16 protein-coding genes are annotated in these 19,467 nt (G+C 74.5%); 5 read left to right on the top strand and 11 right to left on the bottom strand.

Features of this window, described 5'->3' with window-relative positions; all coding sequences use genetic code 11:
- Positions 1 to 76: 76 nt before the first annotated feature.
- Positions 77 to 985: an SDR family oxidoreductase gene (locus ABZ479_RS28500; RefSeq protein ID WP_500464226.1), complete on the top strand. Its 909-nt coding sequence runs from the start codon at positions 77 to 79 to the stop codon at positions 983 to 985.
- A 47-nt stretch (positions 986 to 1,032) separates the two neighbouring features.
- Here the strand turns inward: ABZ479_RS28500 and ABZ479_RS28495 are convergent, their stop codons facing one another.
- The 5 genes from ABZ479_RS28495 to ABZ479_RS28475 all read right to left on the bottom strand — a co-directional run bounded on the left by ABZ479_RS28495 (position 1,033) and on the right by ABZ479_RS28475 (position 5,427).
- Complete coding sequence (locus tag ABZ479_RS28495) at positions 1,033 to 1,623, bottom strand: lytic polysaccharide monooxygenase auxiliary activity family 9 protein (protein WP_500464225.1); 591 nt, start codon at positions 1,621 to 1,623, stop codon at positions 1,033 to 1,035.
- A gap of 255 nt (positions 1,624 to 1,878) precedes the next feature.
- Entirely contained in the window at positions 1,879 to 2,901 is a 1,023-nt protein-coding gene (locus tag ABZ479_RS28490) for a GNAT family N-acetyltransferase (protein WP_500464224.1), read from the bottom strand.
- Positions 2,902 to 2,953: 52 nt separating this feature from the next.
- Positions 2,954 to 3,586: a nucleoside/nucleotide kinase family protein gene (locus ABZ479_RS28485; RefSeq protein WP_499600636.1), complete on the bottom strand. Its 633-nt coding sequence runs from the start codon at positions 3,584 to 3,586 to the stop codon at positions 2,954 to 2,956.
- Between the two features lie 108 nt (positions 3,587 to 3,694).
- On the bottom strand, positions 3,695 to 4,756 hold the full coding sequence (locus tag ABZ479_RS28480; protein WP_500464223.1) for a sensor histidine kinase: 1,062 nt from the start codon (positions 4,754 to 4,756) through the stop codon (positions 3,695 to 3,697).
- A complete protein-coding gene (locus ABZ479_RS28475) occupies positions 4,753 to 5,427 on the bottom strand; it encodes a LuxR C-terminal-related transcriptional regulator (protein WP_500464222.1) in 675 nt (224 codons plus the stop codon). Before ABZ479_RS28475 ends, ABZ479_RS28480 begins: the two co-directional genes overlap by 4 nt.
- A gap of 205 nt (positions 5,428 to 5,632) precedes the next feature.
- Between ABZ479_RS28475 and ABZ479_RS28470 the strand changes: the two genes are divergently transcribed.
- Positions 5,633 to 7,255, top strand: coding sequence for an ATP-binding SpoIIE family protein phosphatase (locus ABZ479_RS28470; RefSeq protein WP_500464221.1), 1,623 nt, complete (start codon positions 5,633 to 5,635; stop codon positions 7,253 to 7,255).
- 34 nt (positions 7,256 to 7,289) lie between these two features.
- Here the strand turns inward: ABZ479_RS28470 and gnd are convergent, their stop codons facing one another.
- From gnd to ABZ479_RS28440, 6 genes are all read right to left on the bottom strand, one after another.
- Positions 7,290 to 8,726 carry an NADP-dependent phosphogluconate dehydrogenase gene (gene gnd, locus ABZ479_RS28465; RefSeq protein WP_500464220.1) on the bottom strand — a complete coding sequence of 479 codons (1,437 nt, stop codon included), beginning with the start codon at positions 8,724 to 8,726 and terminating at the stop codon, positions 7,290 to 7,292.
- Positions 8,727 to 8,819: 93 nt separating this feature from the next.
- Positions 8,820 to 9,446, bottom strand: coding sequence for an SRPBCC family protein (locus ABZ479_RS28460; RefSeq protein WP_500464219.1), 627 nt, complete (start codon positions 9,444 to 9,446; stop codon positions 8,820 to 8,822).
- Positions 9,447 to 9,612: 166 nt separating this feature from the next.
- On the bottom strand, positions 9,613 to 11,730 hold the full coding sequence (locus ABZ479_RS28455; protein ID WP_500464218.1) for a SpoIIE family protein phosphatase: 2,118 nt from the start codon (positions 11,728 to 11,730) through the stop codon (positions 9,613 to 9,615).
- 177 nt (positions 11,731 to 11,907) lie between these two features.
- Positions 11,908 to 12,459 (bottom strand): winged helix-turn-helix domain-containing protein, encoded by a 552-nt coding sequence (locus ABZ479_RS28450; RefSeq protein ID WP_500464217.1) that lies wholly within the window; start codon positions 12,457 to 12,459, stop codon positions 11,908 to 11,910.
- Between the two features lie 91 nt (positions 12,460 to 12,550).
- Entirely contained in the window at positions 12,551 to 12,679 is a 129-nt protein-coding gene (locus ABZ479_RS28445) for a hypothetical protein (protein WP_500464243.1), read from the bottom strand.
- A 325-nt stretch (positions 12,680 to 13,004) separates the two neighbouring features.
- On the bottom strand, positions 13,005 to 13,202 hold the full coding sequence (locus ABZ479_RS28440) for a hypothetical protein (protein ID WP_499600644.1): 198 nt from the start codon (positions 13,200 to 13,202) through the stop codon (positions 13,005 to 13,007).
- A gap of 88 nt (positions 13,203 to 13,290) precedes the next feature.
- Here ABZ479_RS28440 and ABZ479_RS28435 point away from each other — a divergent pair, with 88 nt between their 5' ends.
- The 3 genes from ABZ479_RS28435 to ABZ479_RS28425 all read left to right on the top strand — a co-directional run bounded on the left by ABZ479_RS28435 (position 13,291) and on the right by ABZ479_RS28425 (position 19,458).
- The gene (locus ABZ479_RS28435; protein WP_500464216.1) at positions 13,291 to 15,372 is read left to right on the top strand and encodes an FUSC family protein; all 2,082 of its coding nucleotides are present in this window, start codon (positions 13,291 to 13,293) and stop codon (positions 15,370 to 15,372) included.
- Positions 15,373 to 15,649: 277 nt separating this feature from the next.
- Positions 15,650 to 16,393, top strand: a complete 744-nt coding sequence (locus ABZ479_RS28430; protein ID WP_500464215.1) for a sigma-70 family RNA polymerase sigma factor — start codon at positions 15,650 to 15,652, stop codon at positions 16,391 to 16,393.
- 299 nt (positions 16,394 to 16,692) lie between these two features.
- Positions 16,693 to 19,458, top strand: coding sequence for an ATP-binding protein (locus ABZ479_RS28425; RefSeq protein ID WP_500464214.1), 2,766 nt, complete (start codon positions 16,693 to 16,695; stop codon positions 19,456 to 19,458).
- The last annotated feature ends 9 nt before the right edge of the window (positions 19,459 to 19,467 follow it).

Genomic DNA, 19,467 nt, shown 5'->3' with positions numbered 1-19,467 from the left:
CGGGCCCCTGACGTCGACCCGCCGGTTCCCGGTACCACCCCTGGAAACTGACGGGCCGTCATGGGACCGTCGCCCCATGACGGATCCCCTCCCGCTCGCCGGACGCGCGGCGCTGGTCACCGGCGCGTCCGGCGGCATCGGACTGGCCGTCGCCGCGGAGCTGACCGCCGCGGGCGCCCGCGCCCTGCTCACCGCCCGCGACCCGGTCCGGCTGGAGGCGGCGGCCGCAGGGCTGCGGGCCGCCGGGCACACCGTGGTCACCCTGGCCGGCACGGTGGCCGATCCCGGCCACCTCGCGGCATGCACGGCGTTCGCGGTCCGCGCCCTCGGCGGCCTGGACGTACTGGTCAACAACGCCGCCACCAACCTCCCGTACGGGCCGCTCACCGAGGCGGACCCGGACCTGTGGCGCACCGCGTTCACGGTCAACGTCGAGGCGCCCCTGCGGCTGACCCAGCTGGCGTGGCGGGCCTGGATGCGCGAGCACGGCGGCGCGGTGGTCAACGTCTGCACCGAGGGCGCCGGGCACGTCGGCCCGAACGTCGGCGCCTACGGCACCAGCAAGGCGGCGCTGCTGCACCTGACGAGGCAGCTCGCGGGGGAACTCGGCCCGGCCGTGCGGGTCAACGCGGTCTCCCCCGGCCTGGTGCGCACCGAGATGGCGCGCTTCGTCTGGCAGGACGCCGAACACGCCATCGCCGCCGGGCTGCCGTTGGGACGGATCGGCGAGCCCCGCGACGTGGCCCGGGCGGTGCGCTGGCTGGTCTCGGACGAGGCCGCCTGGATCACGGGCGCCGAGCTGGTGGTGGACGGCGGGACACGGGTCCGCGCCGCCCACACCGGCGCCGCGGACGCCCCGGGCGGCACGGGGCGTCCGGGCGGCACAAACGCCCCGCGCGTCGGCCCCGGCGGAGGTGCCTCCACCGCCGGGGCCGACGCCGTGCGGGAGCGGCTGCTCGGCGGCCGGCCCGCTCCGGAGGGCTAGGCCGTGTCGTCAAATGCCCGCCTGCTCGCTGTCTCCGGAGTTGTGCGTCAGAACTGCACGTCGGAGCAGGCGTAGAAGGCGTTGCCGGTGTCCGCGACGGACCAGACGGCCAGGATGATGTGCCGCCCGGTCCGGTTGGGGATGGTGCCCTGGTGGGTGACCGTGGCGGGCGGCCTGGCGCCGTTGTAGTTGACGGTCAGGAACGGCGTCAGGGTCAGCGCGGAACGGGTGAGCGGCCGGCTGGGGTCGAAGCCCTGCTTGGTGATGTAGTACTTGAAGTCGCTCGTCGCGTGGGAGGCCGTGAACTGCCACCGGAAGCTGTAGTTCTGACCTGACGTCACCTTGGTGGTGGGCCATCCGGTGCCGCCGCGCGGGTTGTCGAGCTGGGCGAACCGGCTGTTGCCGCCGGCGCAGAGGGTGCCGTCGGAGGGACCGGAGGACGGGAAGCCCTTGGGGCCCTCGACGCTCTGCGGCTCCCACTGGATGTCGCCGCAGTTGGTCACGGTGCCGTTGGCGCAGAGCTTCTGACGGCTGATGGGGGCGTCGGTGTAGCCGTGGCTCCAGGCGCTGCCGGTGCCGAGCACGGACAGCCCGACGAGGCCCAGGCCGATGGCGGCGGCACGGAATTTCCTGTGCATGCTTCGCTCCTCGGAGAACGTGGGGGAGTTCTGAGAGCAGTGCGCAGCCCGCGGGCAGTAGGTCTAGACCAACAGCGAAGGTACTCCCATGAATTGGTCATGTCCAGACCAAGAACAAGGGAAAGCCCCGGCCAGGACGGGGGGATCTGGCCGGGGCAGCAAGGGAGTTCGTCGCGGACGCTCAACCGGGTCCGCCGGACGATCTGGAATTAGTTTAACAGTGAAAGAGGACTGCTCCTCACCACTCCAAACCTGTCAGCGCTGTGGTGTCCCGCACATGCGCGGGTCCAGGACGCGCTGCAACCGGTACGCCACCGGCCTGAAGCCCACCGCCGGCCAGTGCCCGGCCGACACCGGCGAACCCGCGGGCCAGCTGGCCGTGATGTGCCGGTAGCCGCTGTCGTACGCCCACGCCAGCGCCGTCGCGAGCAGCACCCGGCTGATGCCTTCGCCGCGCGCCGCGTGCGTCACGTACGCCTCGACCAGTTCCACGCACCCGTCGGGCACCACCGGGCCCGGCGCCGCGGGGGTCAGCACCACCATGCCGATCTCCTCGCCCCGGCGGGCCGCGACCCACGCCCCGCAGCGGCCGTCGGTCAGGGCGTCGGCGTAGTGCGTCCGCAAGGTCGCCAGCGCGCCCTCGGGTTGGGGCCGGAACACCGCCGTACCGCGGTCGGCGCGTGCCGCCTCCGCCGCCATCCGCCCGATCCGGTCCAGGTCTCCGGGTCCCGCGCGGCGCACCGACAGCGCGTCCACCCCGCGCGGCTGCCGCCCGCGCGGCCGCACGGCCATCAGGCCCCGCACCCGTTCCAGGCCGAAGCCGGAGCGGAACCACGCGGAGGCCACCGCCTCGTCGGCCGGGAGGTCCACGTAGTGCACGTGGCGGCGCTCCGCGACCAGGCGCGCGGCGACCGCCGCGTACAGCCCGCGCAGCACGTCCTCGCGCACCCCCTCCCGGCCGCCGCGCAGCGCGTGCCCGCCGTAGGCGACCAGCGCGGAACGCGGATGGGCACGCAGCACGGCCCGGTCGTCGTCGGCGAGGTCGAGCGGGGTGGTGACGAGGTAGCCGGTGACCGACCCGTCGCCGTCCCGGGCGAGCACGGCCTCCACGCCGGGCCCGGAGAGGATCTTGCCCAGCAGTTCCTCCCCCGGCGGCGGCGCGGTGCTCCGGCCCGACTGGTGGGGCAGCGCCTTGCGGGCCCTGGCGTACCAGCGGTCGAGGAGGGCCGCTGCCTCGGGGACGTGCTCGGTGGTCAGCGGAGCGATGGCGACAGTCATGGTGCTCCGGGACGCTAACGGTCGCGGCGGGGCGGCGGCAAGGGCCGCCGGGTCACCCGGTCCAGGCCGGGTGCCGTGGGTCGTCGGTGTGCACCAGGACGTCCGCGGTCCCGCCGGGTGCGGTCTCCCGCTCGTAGCGGGCGTACGCCGGGAGCGTCCAGCGCTCGTCCTCAGGCGTGCGGCGCGCCAGGGCCGCCCCCGACATCCTCAGGTGGACGCAGAGGTCGAAGGGGAAGCCGTAGCCCTGCAGCAGCGCGCCGTCCAGCAACAGCACTCCCCCGGGCGGCAGTTCCTCGTAGGCCGCGCGCGTCGCCCGGTCGGTCAGCGGGTCCCACAGCGAGGGCAGCACGCGCCCGGTGCCGCCCGGGGCGAGCGGGTCGAAGACCTCCCGCCACAGGGCGCCGGTGTCCAGCCAGCGCTCGTAGAAGGCGTCGGGGTCGTGGCGTCCCAGCTCGTAACGCTGCGAGGCGGGCCGCCAGTAGGTCTCCGCCCGTACCCGGACGACCGGCCGGCCCCTCAGCCGCAGCGCCTGCGCCAGGGCCTCCCCCAGCGCGTCCGGGCGCGTGGCCGGTGCCCCGTCGACCGCGACCCGCGGGCGCTCGCCGCCGTCGTCCGGCTCCAGTTCGAGCACGCGGTCCGCCACGGCGTCGGTCAGCCGTTCCCAGGTCACAGGCGTGAGTCGCACGCCCCCATACTGCCGGTCGGGATCCGCGCCCGCGCAGGCGGCCCGTGCTCACCCGGCCCGTGGTCAGTCAGCCCCTGATCACTCAGCCCGTGGTCACCCGGCCCGCGGTCACTCCTCGCCGGTGACCCGCCCCGGCGCCAGCGGCACCCGCAGGTCGACCGTGGTGCCCTCGCCCGGGGCGCTGCGGACGGCGAGCCGGGCGTCGATCAGCTCGGCGCGCTCGCGCATCGCCGACAGGCCCATGCCCCGGGTCTGCGGCGAGGACGGCTCGGCGGCGCGCGGGGTGCCGCGTCCGGCGGCGGTCGCGGCGGCCATGCCGTGCCCGTTGTCGGTGATGGCCACGTGCACGGCGCGCTGGTCGCTCTCCAGGCTGACCACCACCCGGGTCGGCTCCGCGTGCTTGGCCGCGTTGGTGATGGCCTCCTGCACGATCCGGTACATCTGCGCCTGCGTCTCGGCGGTGAGCCGGCCGCATTCGGTGTCCACCTGCGGGCCGAGCCGCAACTCGGTGCGGATGCCGTACGTCTCGAACGAGCGCCGGCACAGCGCCTGCAGGGCCGGCTGCAGGCCCAGTTCGTCCAGGACCACGGGCCGCAGGTCGACGATCAGGTGCCGCAGCGAGGCGATCTGGTTGCCGACCAGGCCGCGCGCCTGGTCGATGGCCTCCCGCATGGCCTCCTGCCGGCCGTCCGCGGCGGCGGTGGACAGCACCACCTGGACCGCGCCGAGTTCCTGCAGGGTGTCGTCGTGCAACTCGCGCGCCCAGCGGCGCCGCTCGCGCTCCTCGCCGTCGTGCCGTGCCCTGACCCGCTCCCGGCGCAGGCCCGCCTCCCGGCGTGCCGAGGAGCGGACGGCGAGGAGGGCGTAGGCGACCAGCAGCAGCGGCAGCACGTGCAGGACGTTCAGCGAGGGCTGCTGGGCCATGCGGACCGTCCCGGCCACCGTCAGCATCAGCGCGAACGCGATGGCCACCACGAGCCACACCCGCTGCCGCGGCGGCACCATGGGCGTGAGCGGCAGATAGCAGACGGCCGCTGCCAGCGCCAGGGCGAGCTCCCAGCTCTGCGAGCGGTCGGTGACCTCCATGACGGTCGCCGCCGCCAGGAGACAGGTGCCCAGCCCCTCCAGGGCCAGGCGCGTCCCGGTCCTTCCTGGGCCGGACGGCGTCATGCCACCAGCCCTCGCTCTCTGGCCGCGGCGATCAGCTCGGCCCGGCTCTCCTTGCCGAGCTTGTCCCGCAGCCGCGACCGGTGGGTCTCCACGGTCCGTACGGAGACGAACAGGCGCCGGGCGATCTCCTGGTTGGTGTGGCCCAGCGCCAGCAGGGTCAGCACCTGCGCCTCCCGGTCGGTGAGCGGCTCCTCGTGGTGCCGCTCCGCCAGATCCAGGTCCTCTACGGCCAGCCGCGCCCCGAGCGAGGGCTGCACATAGGTGGCGCCGCCGGCGACCTGGTGGGCGGCGGCGAGCAGTTCCTCGGCGGCGGCCTCCTTCAGCAGGTAGCCGGCCGCTCCGGTGCGCAGCGCCTCACGGGCGAACGCCGGGTCCTCCTGCATGGTGAGCACCAGGATGCGCGTCCTGGGCGAGGCGTTCAGCAGCGCCGGGATCGTCGGCAGGCTGGACCTGCCGGACATCGTCAGGTCCAGGACGAGCACCCGCGGGTGGTGGCGCTCCACGGCCTCCAGCGTCTCGGGAACGGAGCACGTCTCGGCGACGATCTCGAAGGCCGGGTCCGCGGCCATCAGCAGCCGCATGCCGGCCCGGACCACCAGGTGGTCGTCGGCGAGTACGACGGAGATGGCAGGGTGCGGCTGACTGCCGTCGGGGCGGCTGAGGACGTCCATAGCACACACGGTAGATCGGGCGCGCGCGGGGGGCAGCCCGCGCCGGCGGTGTTGCGGGAAACCCGCAGTCACGTCTACGGCACATCCCTGGTGACGTCTGCGGCGGTGCAGCGACCCGTTCGCCCTGGTGGGGAGGCAGCCTCGGAAGTGAGTGCTTGAAAGGCACACCAACCGCCGACCCCGAACCTCACCCGAGGCGAATCCCATGCTCTGTGCCACCCTCCCGCCCCAGGCCGGCCCCGCCGACCGGCCGTGGTCCTACGACGCAGCCCAGCAGCTCGTGGATTCAGCCGTGCCGACGGTGGCCGACTTCGCCGCCGTCGAGGTGTCGGACGCCACCGTCTCGGAGCGGGCCGCCGTCTCGGGGCTGCCCGCCACCGGGCTCGCCTTCCGCCGTGGGGCGTTCCGCGCGGCCCGCGGCTCCGCGATCCCGCGGGCCTACGAGGTCGGCGAGATCAGCACCCTGCCGGCCAGGACGCCCTACCACGCGTCGCTGACCGACCTGCGGCCGCACCTGGTGATGAACCTCCGCCCGCAGACGGGGTGGCTCTCCCGGGACCCCGTGCGCGCGCCGCTGCTGCGGATCAGCGGCACCCACTCCCTGCTGGTGATGCCGCTGGACGTCAGTGGTGTCGTCCTCGGCATCGCGGCCTTCTACCGCACGGCGGGCTCCCCCGCCTTCTCGCGGGCCGACCTGGTGGCGGCCGGTCACCTGGCCCGCAGGGCCGCCCGGCTGCTGGACTGCGCCCGCCGGCGCCTGATCCAGAACGCCGCCGGGCGGATCCTCCAGGAGGCCCTGCTGGCGCCGCAGGGCCCGCCGGTCAGCGCGATCGAGGCACCCCGGGGGCACCTGCCGTCGTCCGCGGCCCCGGGCGCCTGGGTCGACGTCATCCCGCTGCCCTGCGCGCGGGTGGCCCTGGTGACGGGCGCGGTGCGCGGGCACGGTGTCACCGCGGCGACCGCGATGAGCCAGCTGAAGGCCGCGGTGCGGGCGCTGGTGCTGCTCGACATGAGCCCCGGCGAGGTCCTCTCCCGGCTCCACCGGCCCACCGCGACCCCCGTCGGCGACGAGGCCGACCAGTGCCTGATCGTCGTCTACGACCCGGTGGCCTGCCGCTGCACGGTGGCGTACGTCGGCTGGACGGCGGCGCCCCGGGCGCTGCCCCCGGCGCCCCCGGCGGCGGACGACGACGTCCCCGCGCCGGGCGAGCCGGAGGTCCTGGAGTGCGACGTGCCGCCCGGCAGCGTGCTGCTGCTGAGCTGCGGCACGGACGGCGTCCCCGACGGAGCGGAGGCCGCCGGCCGGGTGACCGGGCTGCGCGTGCTGCCCGCCGACGGCGCGCCGGCCGCCGAGCCGGCGACGGTGCTCGACGGCGTCCTGCGCACGCCCGCGTGCGGCGCGGACCCGGTGCTGCTCGCCGCCCGCACCCGCGCCCTGGCCGCCGACGACGTCGCGACCCGCGAGGTGCCCAACGACCCCGCCGCGGTGGCGGAGGCGCGGGCCTGGACGGACCGTCTGCTGACCGAGTGGAAGCTGACGCAGCTGGCCTTCACCACCACCCTGGTCGTCAGCGAACTCGTCACCAACGCCGTGCGGTACTCCACCGGACCGATCCGGTTGCGCCTGATCCGCGACCGGGTGCTGGTGTGTGAGGTGTCGGACTGCTGCAGCGCCGCCCCGCACCCGCGCCACGCGGCGCCCAGCGACCAGGACGGGCGGGGGCTGTCCATCGTCGCCCAGCTGACCGACGCCCAGGGCACCCGCTACACGGAGACGGGCAAGACGGTCTGGGCGGAGCAGCTCATCACCCCGCCGCTCGCCGCGTAGGCCCGGACGCGCCGGGCCCTACGCGGCGCGGACGTCAGGCGGGGTTCTCCGAGCGGTCGCCGCCCCACAGCGTGTGGAACGAGCCGGACTTGTCGACCCGCTTGTAGGTGTGCGCCCCGAAGAAGTCGCGCTGCCCCTGGACGAGCGCGGCCGGCAACCGCTCCGCGCGCAGGGCGTCGTAGTACGCGAGCGCCGCGGAGAAGCCGGGCGCGGGGACGCCGAGCTGCGCCGCGGTGGACACGACCCGCCGCCAGGCCGCCTGCGCGTCGCCGAGTGCCTCGGCGAAGTGGTCGTCGGTCAGCAGCGTGGGACGGCCCGGCTCGGAGTCGAACGCCTCCTTGATGCGGTTGAGGAAGCGTGCCCGGATGATGCAGCCGCCGCGCCAGATCGTCGCCATCGAGCCCGCGTCGATGTCCCAGCCGAACTCCTTGCTGCCCGCCTGGATCAGGTTGAAGCCCTGGGCGTACGCGACGATCTTCGAGGCGTACAGCGCCTGCTCGACGTCGTCGGCGAAGCGGTCGCCCGCCGCGCTGTCCAGCCAGGTCTCGGCCGGCCCCGGCAGCCCGTGCGAGGCGGCCCGCAGCTCCGCGCTGCCGGACAGCGAGCGCGCGAACACCGCCTCGGCGATGCCGGAGACGGGGACGCCGAACTCCAGGGCGTTCTGCACGGTCCAGCTGCCGGTGCCCTTCTGCCCGGCCTGGTCCAGCACCACGTCGACGAACGGCTTGCCGGTGTCGGCGTCCGTGTGGGCCAGCACCTCCGCGGTGATCTCGACGAGGTACGACTCCAGGCGGCCGGAGTTCCAGGTGCGGAAGATCTCCGCGATCTCGCCCGGCCGCTTGCCGGCGGCGTGCCGCAGCAGGTCGTAGGCCTCGGCGATGAGCTGCATGTCGGAGTACTCGATGCCGTTGTGCACCATCTTGACGAAGTGTCCGGCACCGTCCGGGCCCACGTGGGTGCAGCAGGGCACCCCGTCGACCTTGGCGGCGATGTCCTCCAGGATCGGGCCCAGGGACTCGTACGACTCCACCGAGCCGCCCGGCATGATCGAAGGGCCGTTGAGGGCGCCCTCCTCGCCGCCGGAGATACCGGTACCGACGAAGTGCAGGCCCTGTTCGCGCAGCGTCTTCTCCCGGCGCCGGGTGTCGCGGTAGTCGGCGTTGCCGCCGTCGACGACCATGTCGCCGGGCTCCAGCAGCGGCACCAGTTCGTCGATCACCGCGTCGGTGGGGGCGCCGGCCTTGACCATGATGATGATGCGCCTGGGCCGTTCGAGCGACTCGACGAACTCCTTCAGGGACTCCGCCGGATGGAACTCGCCCTCGCCGCCGAACTCCTCCACCAGGGAGCGCGTCCTGGCCGGGGTGCGGTTGTACAAGGCCACGGGGTGGCCGTGCCGCGCGAGGTTCCGGGCCAGGTTGCGGCCCATGACCGCGAGTCCGGTGACGCCGATGCGGGCCTGCTCCGCCATCTGCGGGTCCTCTCTGTGCTGTGGTGCGGGGGGCACGTACGGCGTCCAGCCTGTCAGCGAACCGGCCGGGTGGCCGGGATTCCGGCGGATCCGTCAGCTGCCCGTGCCGATCCGGCCCTGACCTGCTACACGGGCCATCGCACGGCGCAGCCCCCTGGCCGGCGGAGCGGGAACGGCTCCGACCACCTCGGCGGCCGGTGCCCTGGGCTGGGCCGCCCGGAGCGCGCCGGTGGCCGGCGGAGGTGGTGGCGGAGACGGCAGCGGGGGCGGCGCGGCGATGCTGTGGTCGCCGAGGGCCTCGCGCAGCCGGCGCGCGTCCTCCGGGAGGTCGCGGCGCCAGGCCCAGCCCAGGAACGGGCCCAGCAGCAGCATGCCGCCGCCGAGCTGGCAGGTGACCTGCAACTGGACGAACGCGCCCCCCGAGTGCGGCAGCATCCGGAACGCGAACTCGGGCGTCTGGGTGCCCAGCGGGCTCCACATCCGCCGGCCGCGGTAGGCGATCCGCCGGCAGGGCTGGAAGACCGAGCAGACCAGCCGGTGCTCCCGGTGGCGGCCCGGGTAGTGGTAGCGGTAGACGGCCCGCTCGCCGGGGGGTACGGCGTCCGCCGAGACGGCGGCGATGCCGGAGTTCCACGACGCGAGGTTGCGGGCGTCGGCAAGGAAGTCGAAGACCTCTTCCACGGTACGGGTGACGATCACGCTCGTAGACACCGTCGGCATCGCAGACCTCCCCGGTGCCGGCGCGGCCAGCATGTGAGCAGAGTGGCTTCTTGGCTCCTCACCGACAGCCTGCGTCCAATCGGGCGGTGTGTCGTGGCGGGTGAGCCGTCCGGGTGAATCCGGGGTGCGTGACCGGCGCGAACGGCATGTGGCCGGGCCCTCGCGGTCAGTGTCCGTGGGGCTCCGAACCGCTCCTGCGGTCGCGGAATTCGCACCAGACTGCCTTGCCGGAACCGTGCGGCTCGACACCCCACGCGTCCGCGAGCCGGTCGACCAGCAGCAGACCGCGTCCGGACACCTCACGCTCGCCGGGTTGGCGGCGGCGCGGCCAGTTCGCCGCGAGGTCGTGCACCTCGATGCGCAGCCGCCGGGTGACGTCCGGCACGGCGTGCGCCAGGGACGGGTCGGGCAGCAGGCGCAGGGTGAGCACGGCGCCGCCGTCGGTGTGCACCAGTGCGTTGGTGATCAGCTCCCCGGCGGCGAGTCCGGCCTCGTCGACCCGGTCGGGCAGGCCCCAGCCCGCCATGGCCTCGCGGACCATGGCCCGGGCCTCGGAGAGCGCCTTCGGGTCGCCGGGGGCGATGTGGCGGTGAAGCCGGTGGGGCGGGTGCGGGGAGGCGTCGCTGTCGCGCCGGAGCAGCAGCAGGGCCATGTCGTCGTCGGTGGCCTGCTCGGCCATGACGGCGGTGAGGTGGTCGGCGAGGTCCCCGACCTCGCGGGGGCCCTCGCAGAGCGCCGCGGACAGCCGGCGCACCCCGACGTCCAGGTCCGCGCCGGGCCGCTCGACGAGTCCGTCACTGAACATCAGGAGGGTGTCGCCGGGGGCGAGTTCGGCGGGGGTCACGGGGTAGTCGGGCCTGCCGAACTGGGCGGACAGGCCCAGCGGAAGCCCGCCCGCGGTGGACAGCGCCCGGACGGTGCCGTCGGACTGCCGCACCAGCGGGTCGATGTGCCCGGCGCGCACCAGCAGCGCGGATCCGGTGGCGGGGTCGACCTGGGCGTACAGGCAGGTGGCGAAGCGGTCGGTGTCCAGCTCGTACAGGAAGGCCGAGGCCCGCGCCATGACGCTGGCGGGCGGGTGGCCCTCGCCGGCGTAGGCGCGCAGCGCGATCCGCAACTGGCCCATGACGGCGGCGGCGTGGGTGTCGTGGCCCTGGACGTCGCCGATGATGACGGCGACCCGGCCGCCGGGCATCGCCACGACGTCGTACCAGTCGCCGCCGATGTCCCTGGCCAGCCGGGCCGAGCGGTAGCGCACCGCGATCTCGGTGCCGGGGATGCGCGCGATGGTGCGGGGCAGCATCGCGGTCTGCAGGCCCTGCGCGATGTCGTGCTCCTGGTCGAAGAGGATCGCGCGCTGCAGGCTCTGCGCGATGCTGCCGCTGAGCGCGATCAGCAGGTGCCGCTCCTGGGGGGAGAAGCCCTGCTTGTGCCGGTAGAGCAGGCCAAGGGCGCCGATGGGCTTGCCCTGCGCTATCAGCGGCAGATAGGCGGCGGCCGACGCCCCCAGCGGCTCGATGTGCGGCCACAGCTCGGGGTAGCGCCGGGCGAACTCCTCGCCGGAGGTGATGAAGCGGGGTACGAGGGTCCGTACCACCTCGCTCATCGGGAGCTCGTCCTCGATGCGCGTGTACTGCAGCGACGGCACCCAGCTGCTGGCCTTGGCGTCGCTCACCACGTGGACGCGGCCGGCCTCGACCTGGCCGAGGAAGAGGCTGGCTATGCCGAGCCGGTCCATCCTGCGGTTCCCGGTGAGGGCCGCGGTCACGTCGCGCACGGTCACCGCCCGGGCCAGCGACGCGGTGACCTCCATGACCAGGTTGCTCTCGGTCGGGCGGTCCCCGTCCGCGCGCAGGCACTCCGCGGCCTGGGCGATCTCGTCGGTCGCGTCGCTGACGAGCCCTATGACCCGGTTCGCCCGGCCGGCGTCGTCGCGGACGATGCGGCCCTGGAAACGGATCCAGCCATGCCTGCCGTCGCCCCGGGTGAGCCGGCTGAAGGCGAGGAAGGAGGAGTGGCCCTCGCCGAGGGCCTGGGTGATCGTCCGGGTGACGTCGCCGGCCTCGTCGGGTGTGAGCCGCGAGAACAGCGCCTTCGGGTCGCCGTCGAAGTCCTCCGGGCGCAGGTCGACCGTCCGCAGGGCGTTCGGGTCGAGGTGCATGCGGTCGCGGTCGAGGTCCCAGTCGAAGCCGCCGATGTCGTTGAGCGACATGCTGGCGGCGGCGGGAGCCGGCCAGGCCACCGTCGCGGGCGCAGGGGGCGCCCACTCCCGAGACTCCGCCATCACGCCCTCCGGACCCGCTCCCCGCTGCGCCGAGCCGCACCGGAACGGGGACAGCGTACCCATACTCCGGTGGGGGGACATGCTAGTGCCGTGACGCGTGGGAGAGCCGGGTTCCGGCGGTACCGGGAACGCTCCCGGAGGCCGCCCGGCTCTCCTCGTTCCGCCCGGCCCCACCGCTCAACGGGTCCCCGGCGGAGCGTACTTGTAGCCGACCCGGCGCACGGTGACGATGCTGCCGCGGTGTTCGGGCCCGAGCTTGCGTCGCAGCCGGGCGATGTGGACGTCGACGGTGCGCCCGTCCCCGACGTGGCCGTACCCCCAGACCGTGGTGACGAGCTGGTCGCGGGTGTGCACGCGCTGCGGGTGCGCCACCAGGTGGGCGAGCAGTTCGAACTCCAGGTAGGTGAGGTCGAGGGCGCGGCCCGCCACCCGCGCGACGCGGCGTTCGGCGTCGACGGTGACCGGGGGACGGCCGGCGGCCGTGGCAGGGGACTCGGGCGGCTCCTGGCCCTCGACGGGGACGAGGACGAGGTAGCCGACCATCGGCGGCCCGCCCACGCCCGCGGGCATCAGGTGGCCGGGGGCGGGCAGCCAGGTCGCGCCGGGCGGCAGGAAGTCCGGTACCGGGGGGACGCCACCGGTACGGACGCCACCGCCGCGGACGGCGCGCAGGTGCTGACGGTTGGCGGCGGGCAGGGCGAAGGACTGGGTGCTGGTGCTGGAGGACATGCTGGTCTCGGCTCTCGCGCGAAGGGTCGTCGGACGACGTGTTGCGCGGGACCACCGGGAGGCCGGCAGCGGGCGGCGACCGGGGACGGCGTCAGCTGTGGGCCGGGGTCCGCGCGGGGACCGCGCGACAACACTCCCGGTCGAACTGGTACTCCTGCCTGGACGGCCAGAACGGCTCGAGGTCGCTGCGACCTGTCGCGGTGTCAATGAGGCTGGCCATGGGATCCATTGAACCAGACGTCGTGCCCGCCGGGACAGGGACGGCCGGGAACAGGGCCCGACCAGGCCGCGAACAGGCCCGGGCCAGGGGCCGGCCGGCCCCTGGCCGGGGCCTGGGCCGTGTCGTCAGATGAGCTCCCCCGGCTGCCACTGGGAGGTGCCCCCAGGTGCGGTGCATCGCAAGGCGCAGGATCGTCCTCGTCGTGGGCTACTCGGACGATGCGACAACGCAGCGTGGGGGCCACCTCCCAGCGGAGCCAGGGGAGCTGTGGGGTGGGGGCACCCCCGGCCGGGGGGGGTTGGCGGAGGGCATGTGCCGACACGGCCTACAGCGGCTGCGGCTCGGGCTGCGGCTCCGGGTCGGGCTCCGGCTGCGGGGGCGGCTGCGGCACGGGGTCGGGGGTCGGACCGGGGACGGGGTGCGGGGAGGGCGGCACGGGGTCCGGCGGGAAGGGCGGCACCGGGCTCGGGGCGGGCGGCACGGGCGGCACCGTGGCACGGTGTGCGGGGGCGGGGGCGGTCATGACGTTCTGCCTCCTCGGACTCGCCGGAACGGATCTTGCGCTGCGCTTACCCGGCCCTCCCCGTCCTACCCGTCCTATCCTCAGCCTCATGACCTGGTTGCGCGCCCTGCGCCGCAGTGCCCGCGAGGGGCTGCGGATCGAGCGCACCGGGCTGGAACCGCTGGTCGCGCTGCGCGCCGCCGCGGGCGTCGCCATCGTCATCGGCCTCTCGCTGTGGCTGGCCACCCCCTTGGTCGCCGCCTCCTCCGCCTTCGGGGCCTTCGCCTCCGGCATGGCCACCTTCCAGCGCAGCTGGCGGCCCCGGCCGGTGCTGGCGCTGGTCGCCGGGGCCGGGCTGGCCGTCAGCACCTTCCTGGGCTACCTGGCGGGGGCGCACTGGTGGATGTTCGTGGCGCTGCTGGCGGTCTGGGCGTTCCTCGCGGGCATGGCCTGGGCGCTGGGGCCCACCGCGGGCATCGTCTCGTCCCTGACCATCGCGGTCATGCTGGTCGTGATCACCCTGCCGACCTCGGTGCTGAGCGCCTTCGGCCACGCCCTGGTCATCGCGGCGGGCGGGGTCGTGCAGGCGGCGCTGATCCTGCTGTTCCCGGTACGTCGCTGGGGCAGGCAGCGCGACGCGCTGGCCGACGCCTTCGCGGCGGAGGCGGACTACGCGCGGCGGCTGCGGCACGATCCGGTCGCGCCCTTCGACCCCGAGCCGCTGATGACCGCGCGCAGCGCGGCCGTCATCACCGACCGGCAGGCACGGCGGCGCCCGGCCGCGCTGCGCGGCAAGCGGGTGCTGGCCGAACGCATCCGGCCCGTCCTGGCCTCGCTCGCCGATCCCGCGGTCGGCGCCGCCGCCGAGGGGCCCGAGCGCGACCGGGCCCGCGAGTTGCTGGCCGCGGCGGCCTCCGTGCTGGACGCCGTCGCGCGCGCCGTGCGCGAGGCCCAGCCGGTGCGCGTACCGCCGGAGGCGGATTCCGTGGTGCTGGTCGAACCCGCCCCCGAGGAGCAGCTCACCGGCCCGGCCCGGCGCACCGCGCTGAGGCTCGTCGCGCTGCTCAGCGAGGCGGTCTCCTCCGCCACCGGACGCGGCAGCTCGGTCGGCGGTGACACCGCCCACCTGCGCCGCCCCAGCGTGGCCGAACTCCTTCCGCTCGCCGTGCGGACGGTGCGGCGCGAGGCCCGCTTCGACTCCCCCGTCTTCCGGCACGCCGTCCGGCTGGCCGCCGTCGCCCCGGCCGGCTACGCACTCGGCGCGGCCCTGCCGCTCGGCCACGGGTACTGGGCGCCCCTGACGTCGGTGCTGGTGATGCGGCCGGACTTCTCGCAGACGTACGGCCGCAGCGTGGCCCGCTTCGTCGGCACCCTGGCGGGCGTCACGGTGGCGACCACCGTGATGCAGTCCTTCGCCCCGGGGCCCTACCCCTGCGCCGTGCTGGCGGTGGTGTCGATCGCCCTGATGTACGGGCTGATGCGCACCGGCTACCTGGTCTCGCAGGTGGCCGCGTCGGCGTATGTCGTCTTCCTGCTCGGCATGGCCGGCTCCAGCTGGACGCAGACGGTGCCCGACCGCGTGCTGCTGACGATGCTCGGCGGGGTGCTGGCGATGGCCGCGTACGCGCTGTTCCCGGCCTGGGAGACCCCGCGGCTGCGGAACCGGCTGGCCGACCGCATCAAGGCCACCGGGCGCTACGCCGCCGCAGCGATGGAGGCCCACGCGTCCCCCGCCAAGGGACGGCGCGAGGCCGTGCGGGCGGCCCTGCTGGACGCCCGCGCGGCCGCGCTCGCCTGGGACCAGGCGGTCGCCCGCGCCGACGCCGAACCCGTCCGGGGCCGCGGCCTGTCCCGGCGTGCCGCCGACGGCGCCGACACGGCCCTGTCGGCCATGGGCCGCGTCCCCATGCTCATGGAGGCCCACCTCCCGGCCCCCGACGCGGCTCCCGTCCCGGATGCCGCGCCCTTCGCCCGGCACCTGCGCGCGGCCACGGCGGACGCCGCGACCGCGGTCCGCGAACGGCGCTCCCCGGACTTCGCCCCCGTCCGCGCCACCCTCGACGCCTGGCCCCGTTCGGACGCCGACCGCATCGTCCGCCGCAGCGCCGAACTCCTCATGGAGACCCTCGACGACCTCGAGACCGCCCTCCGCCCCCGGCCCCGCACCCGCCCCGCCGCCCGCCGCCGCTGACGCCTCCGGCAGCGCGCACGACGCCTTCCACCGGGCGGCTGCGCTGCACGGTCGCCGCGGGCCGACGGTTCCCCGCGCAGTCGGATGACCGATGTTCGGCCCCCGGGGACCCGCCGATGCTGGTCGTACATCCGATCAGGCCGCATCCGGTGATGCGCGGCATGCCGGGGAAACGACCGGAGAATTTCCGATCCCGCAGAAATGCCGCCGAGCCGTCGCGGCCGGCTCGGAACTCCGGAACAGAGCAAAAGATCCACGCGGGGAAGAAGAAGGAATCATGCACGCCTCACAGACACCTCCCGAGAATTCACTGGAGGTCGTCGCAGCCGACTTCGACGCACTCCGCCCACGTCTCTTCCTGATCGCGTGCCGCGTGCTGGGAAGCGCGTCCGAGGCCGAGGACGTGGTCCAGGACACCTGGCTGCGCTGGCAGGGCACCGACCGTGCGAGAGTGCTGAACCCGCCCGCCTTCCTGGCCAGGACCGCCACCCGGCTGGCCCTCAACGCGGCGCGGTCCGCCCGTCTGCGCTACGAGATCGGCGGCGGAACGGGGGCGGCCGCGGACATCGACTCCGGCTTGGACCTGGTCACCGCGGCCGAGAGGGCCGAAGCGCTGGAACTGGTCCTCCGGCTGATCCTCGAGAAGCTGAACCCCACGGAACGCGCCGCCTTCGTCCTCCGTGTCGCGTTCGACTACCCCTACAGCGAGATCGCCGAGAATCTCCGGATGAGCCAGTCGAACACGCGCCAGATCGTCAGTCGCGCGCGCAAGCACCTTTTCGGCGGACCGGGAAATCCGGTATCCAGATCCGAGCACCGGAGATTCCTCAAGACCTTCACGACGGCGGCACGGTCGGGGAATCTCACCGTCCTGGAGGATCTCCTCGCCCAGGACGCGGGCGGGGAACGGGACAAGGTCCGTCACGCGGGGTACGGACGCTGGAAATCGTCCGCGCCCCGGAGCAATACGGACGTGTTCGCGCGGTCCGGGGAGTCGTCACCCCGGAAGAGCCTGCCGTAGCGCGGCCGCCGGCGTCGGCTTCCCGCCGTGCACGAGCCGCACCTGAGTGCGCTCGCCCGGGGGGAGCGAACCGGAGTCATTCTCGAGTCATCGTGCCCGTCCCACCGAGGCAGGCGCCGGGGTTCCCGCCGGACACCCGCAGGTAGCATCGGAAGGGACGTGGCCGGTTATCAGAGGAAGCTCCGCATGTTCAGCCCTGTACGCGCACTGCCGGCGACCGCCCGAAGGCGGGCCGGCGGGCAGCACGGGGCGGACGGCGGCACCGGGTCCAGGACGCCGGCGGCCGGGAACGGGCCGGCATGAGTCCGCACGCGGTGATCGGCCGGGACGAGGAGCTGCGGAAGCTGCGCGCGCTGCTGGCGGAGACGGCGGCCGGCAGCGGTACGGCGTTCCTGATCCACGGCACCGCCGGCGTCGGGAAGTCGGCTCTGCTCCGTGCCCTCGGCGCGGAGGCCGCCGAGGGTGGTTTCCGGATCCTGCGCACCTCAGGGGTGGAGACCGAGCAGTGGCTGCCCTTCGCCGCGCTGCAGCTGCTCCTGCAGCCGGCCGTCCGCGGCATCGAGGACCTGTCGCCCGCGCACCGCGAGACCCTGGGCCGCGCGTTCGGCTCCGCGGAGACCGAGCCGCAGGTCTTCCACGTCGCACTGGCCGTGCTGGAACTGCTCGCCGATTCCGCCGACCGGCAGCCGCTGCTGCTGCTCGTGGACGACCTGCAGTGGATCGATGCGTCCACGAAGGACGTGCTCAGGTTCCTCGCCCGGCGAACCCGTGATCTGCCGATACTGATCGTCGCCGCCGCACGGGTCCGCACGTCGGACACGTTCCGGCCGGACCCCGCCACGCCTCCGGACGTCCATCTGGAGCCTCTGGGCCGGGAGGCCGCCGCCGAACTCCTCGACGCCGGCGCACCCCGGCTGCCCGCCCGGCTGCGGACGCTCGTCCTGGAGCGCGCCGCGGGCAATCCGCTGGCCCTGATCGAACTGCCCAAGGCCCTGGAGGACATGCCGCCGGCCCACACGGACGACCTGCCGCTGACCCGGCGACTGGAGATCGCGTTCGCGGCGCGTACCGATTCGGCGAGCCGCGAGTGCCGGGCGCTCCTCCTGGCGCTGGCGGCCGAACCGACAGCGCCCATGGGGAGGCTGCTGAAGGTCGCCACGCACCTGACCGACTCGCCCGTTTCCCCGGACGCGCTCCAGGAGGCGATCGACGCGGGTCTGGTCACCCTGGTCGGCCGTGCCCTGGAGTTCCGCCATCCCCTCATGCGCTCGGCGATCTACACGCGGGCGTCGGTCACCGACCGGCTGGCCACCCATCGCGCCCTCGCCGCGGTGATGGCGGACACGCCCGACCGGCAACTCGCCCACCAGGCCGCGTCCGCGATCGGTCCGGACGACGAACTGGCTGACCGGCTGGAGCACTTCGCCGACGCGTTGCAGGCCGCGGGCAAGCCGGCCGCCGCCGTCCCGGCGCTGCGCCAGGCGGCCGACCTGGTCCACGACGCCCACCGCCGGACGGGCCTGCTGATCCGGGCGGCCGAGCTGTCCAGCGAGGTCAACGACCGCGTCCACACACAGATGCTGCTGGACCGGGCGGACATGCGCGCCGTCGGCCCGCTGGAACGCGCGCGTCTGCTGCTCGTCTCCGACAAGGCCGCCTTCGAACCGGACGAACCGCACCGGCGGATCCAGGACATGGTCACGGCCGCGGCCGGGGCCAACGACGCGGGCGCCGCGGACATAGCGGAGGACCTGCTGTGGCGCGCCGCCGCAAGGTGCTTCTTCCAGGACGGCGACGCGGAGGTGCGCGCCGAGGCCACCGCCGAGCTGAAGCGGTGGAACCCCGACCCGGACACGCCCCTCGTGCTGACGGTGCGGGCGTACACCGAACCGTACCGTCACGGGGCGGAGGTGCTCGCGCGGCTGGACGGCTTCGAGCCGGACCGGGCGGACGGCCGGGTCCTGCACTACCTGGGCAGCGGCGCCATGGTCATGGGTGACTGCAGCCGGGCCGCGCGCTACCTGGCGCTGGCGGCCGCGGTGTGGCGTTCGCAGGGCCGGCTCGGGCTGCTCGCCCGTGCGCTGGCGGGCAGTTGGCCACGGTTGTACCTCGGTCAGTTCGACCGGGCGCGGCAGGAATGCGGCGAGGGGCTCGTCCTGGCCGAGGAGACCGGGGAGTGGATCGTCTGGCTGGGTCTGAAGGCGACGTCCGCGCTGCTGGCGGCACTGCGCGGCGAGACGGAGACCGCGGCGCGGACGATCAGGGAACTGCGGAACCACCGCCTGTTCCCGGGAATGCCGTTCGCCGCGGTGATGGCGCAGCAGGTCGACGGCCTGCTCGCGCTCTCCGACGGCCGTACCACCGAGGCCTACGAACTCCTCGCGCGCGCCTTCGACCCCGCCGACCCGCACCACCACTCGGTGAGCCGCTGGTTGCTCGCCCCCGACCTGGCGGACGCCGCCGTCGCGGCGGGCACCGTCGAGGACGCCCGGGAGGTGATGGCGCGGCTGCCGGAACTGGCCCGGCGACTGCCCTCGGAGATGATGGTGGTGGCGCACGCCTACACCGCGGCGGTGCTGGCTCCCGACGAGACGGCGGAGCAGCGCTACGCCGAGGCCCTCGCGGCGATGCCCGCCGGCTGGGCGCCGGCCCGCGCCCGGCTGCACCTGCACCACGGCCGGTGGCTGCGCCGGCAGCGCCGCCACGTGGACGCCCGGACCCCGCTGCGCGTCGCCCGCGACGAATTCGACCGGATCGGCGCGGAGACCTGGGCCCGGACGGCCCGCGAGCAGCTGCGCGCCGCCGGCGAGTCGAGCGGCCGGCGGCGCGCGAACAGCGCGGAGCAGTTGTCCGCCCAGGAGATGCAGATAGCGGTCCTGGCCTCGAAGGGACTGAGCAACCGCGAGATCGGACAGCGTCTGTTCATCTCGCACCGCACCGTGGGAGCCCATCTGTACCGGATCTATCCCCGCCTGGGCATCACCAGCCGGGGAAAGATCGCCGAGGCGCTGGCGAACCTCCACGGGACGCCGCCCTCCCCCGGCCCCACCGATGCCCCTGACTGAGGCACCGGC

Source organism: Streptomyces sp. NPDC005722 (assembly GCF_040630935.1).
Taxonomy (GTDB): Bacteria; Actinomycetota; Actinomycetes; order Streptomycetales; family Streptomycetaceae; genus Actinacidiphila.
This window is presented reverse-complemented; position numbering and strand designations above follow the sequence as displayed.

Excerpts from the sequence above, each read along its gene's own strand:
- ABZ479_RS28455 (WP_500464218.1), bottom strand. The coding sequence starts at position 11,730 with ATGGCGGAGTCTCGGGAGTGGGCGCCCCCTGCGCCCGCGACGGTGGCC.
- ABZ479_RS28495 (WP_500464225.1), bottom strand. The coding sequence starts at position 1,623 with ATGCACAGGAAATTCCGTGCCGCCGCCATCGGCCTGGGCCTCGTCGGG.
- ABZ479_RS28480 (WP_500464223.1), bottom strand. The coding sequence starts at position 4,756 with ATGACGCCGTCCGGCCCAGGAAGGACCGGGACGCGCCTGGCCCTGGAG.
- ABZ479_RS28475 (WP_500464222.1), bottom strand. The coding sequence starts at position 5,427 with ATGGACGTCCTCAGCCGCCCCGACGGCAGTCAGCCGCACCCTGCCATC.
- ABZ479_RS28425 (WP_500464214.1), top strand. The coding sequence starts at position 16,693 with ATGAGTCCGCACGCGGTGATCGGCCGGGACGAGGAGCTGCGGAAGCTG.
- ABZ479_RS28450 (WP_500464217.1), bottom strand. The coding sequence starts at position 12,459 with ATGTCCTCCAGCACCAGCACCCAGTCCTTCGCCCTGCCCGCCGCCAAC.
- ABZ479_RS28500 (WP_500464226.1), top strand. The coding sequence starts at position 77 with ATGACGGATCCCCTCCCGCTCGCCGGACGCGCGGCGCTGGTCACCGGC.
- ABZ479_RS28490 (WP_500464224.1), bottom strand. The coding sequence starts at position 2,901 with ATGACTGTCGCCATCGCTCCGCTGACCACCGAGCACGTCCCCGAGGCA.
- ABZ479_RS28440 (WP_499600644.1), bottom strand. The coding sequence starts at position 13,202 with ATGACCGCCCCCGCCCCCGCACACCGTGCCACGGTGCCGCCCGTGCCG.
- ABZ479_RS28435 (WP_500464216.1), top strand. The coding sequence starts at position 13,291 with ATGACCTGGTTGCGCGCCCTGCGCCGCAGTGCCCGCGAGGGGCTGCGG.
- ABZ479_RS28430 (WP_500464215.1), top strand. The coding sequence starts at position 15,650 with ATGCACGCCTCACAGACACCTCCCGAGAATTCACTGGAGGTCGTCGCA.
- ABZ479_RS28460 (WP_500464219.1), bottom strand. The coding sequence starts at position 9,446 with ATGCCGACGGTGTCTACGAGCGTGATCGTCACCCGTACCGTGGAAGAG.
- ABZ479_RS28470 (WP_500464221.1), top strand. The coding sequence starts at position 5,633 with ATGCTCTGTGCCACCCTCCCGCCCCAGGCCGGCCCCGCCGACCGGCCG.
- ABZ479_RS28445 (WP_500464243.1), bottom strand. The coding sequence starts at position 12,679 with ATGGCCAGCCTCATTGACACCGCGACAGGTCGCAGCGACCTCGAGCCG.
- gnd (WP_500464220.1), bottom strand. The coding sequence starts at position 8,726 with ATGGCGGAGCAGGCCCGCATCGGCGTCACCGGACTCGCGGTCATGGGC.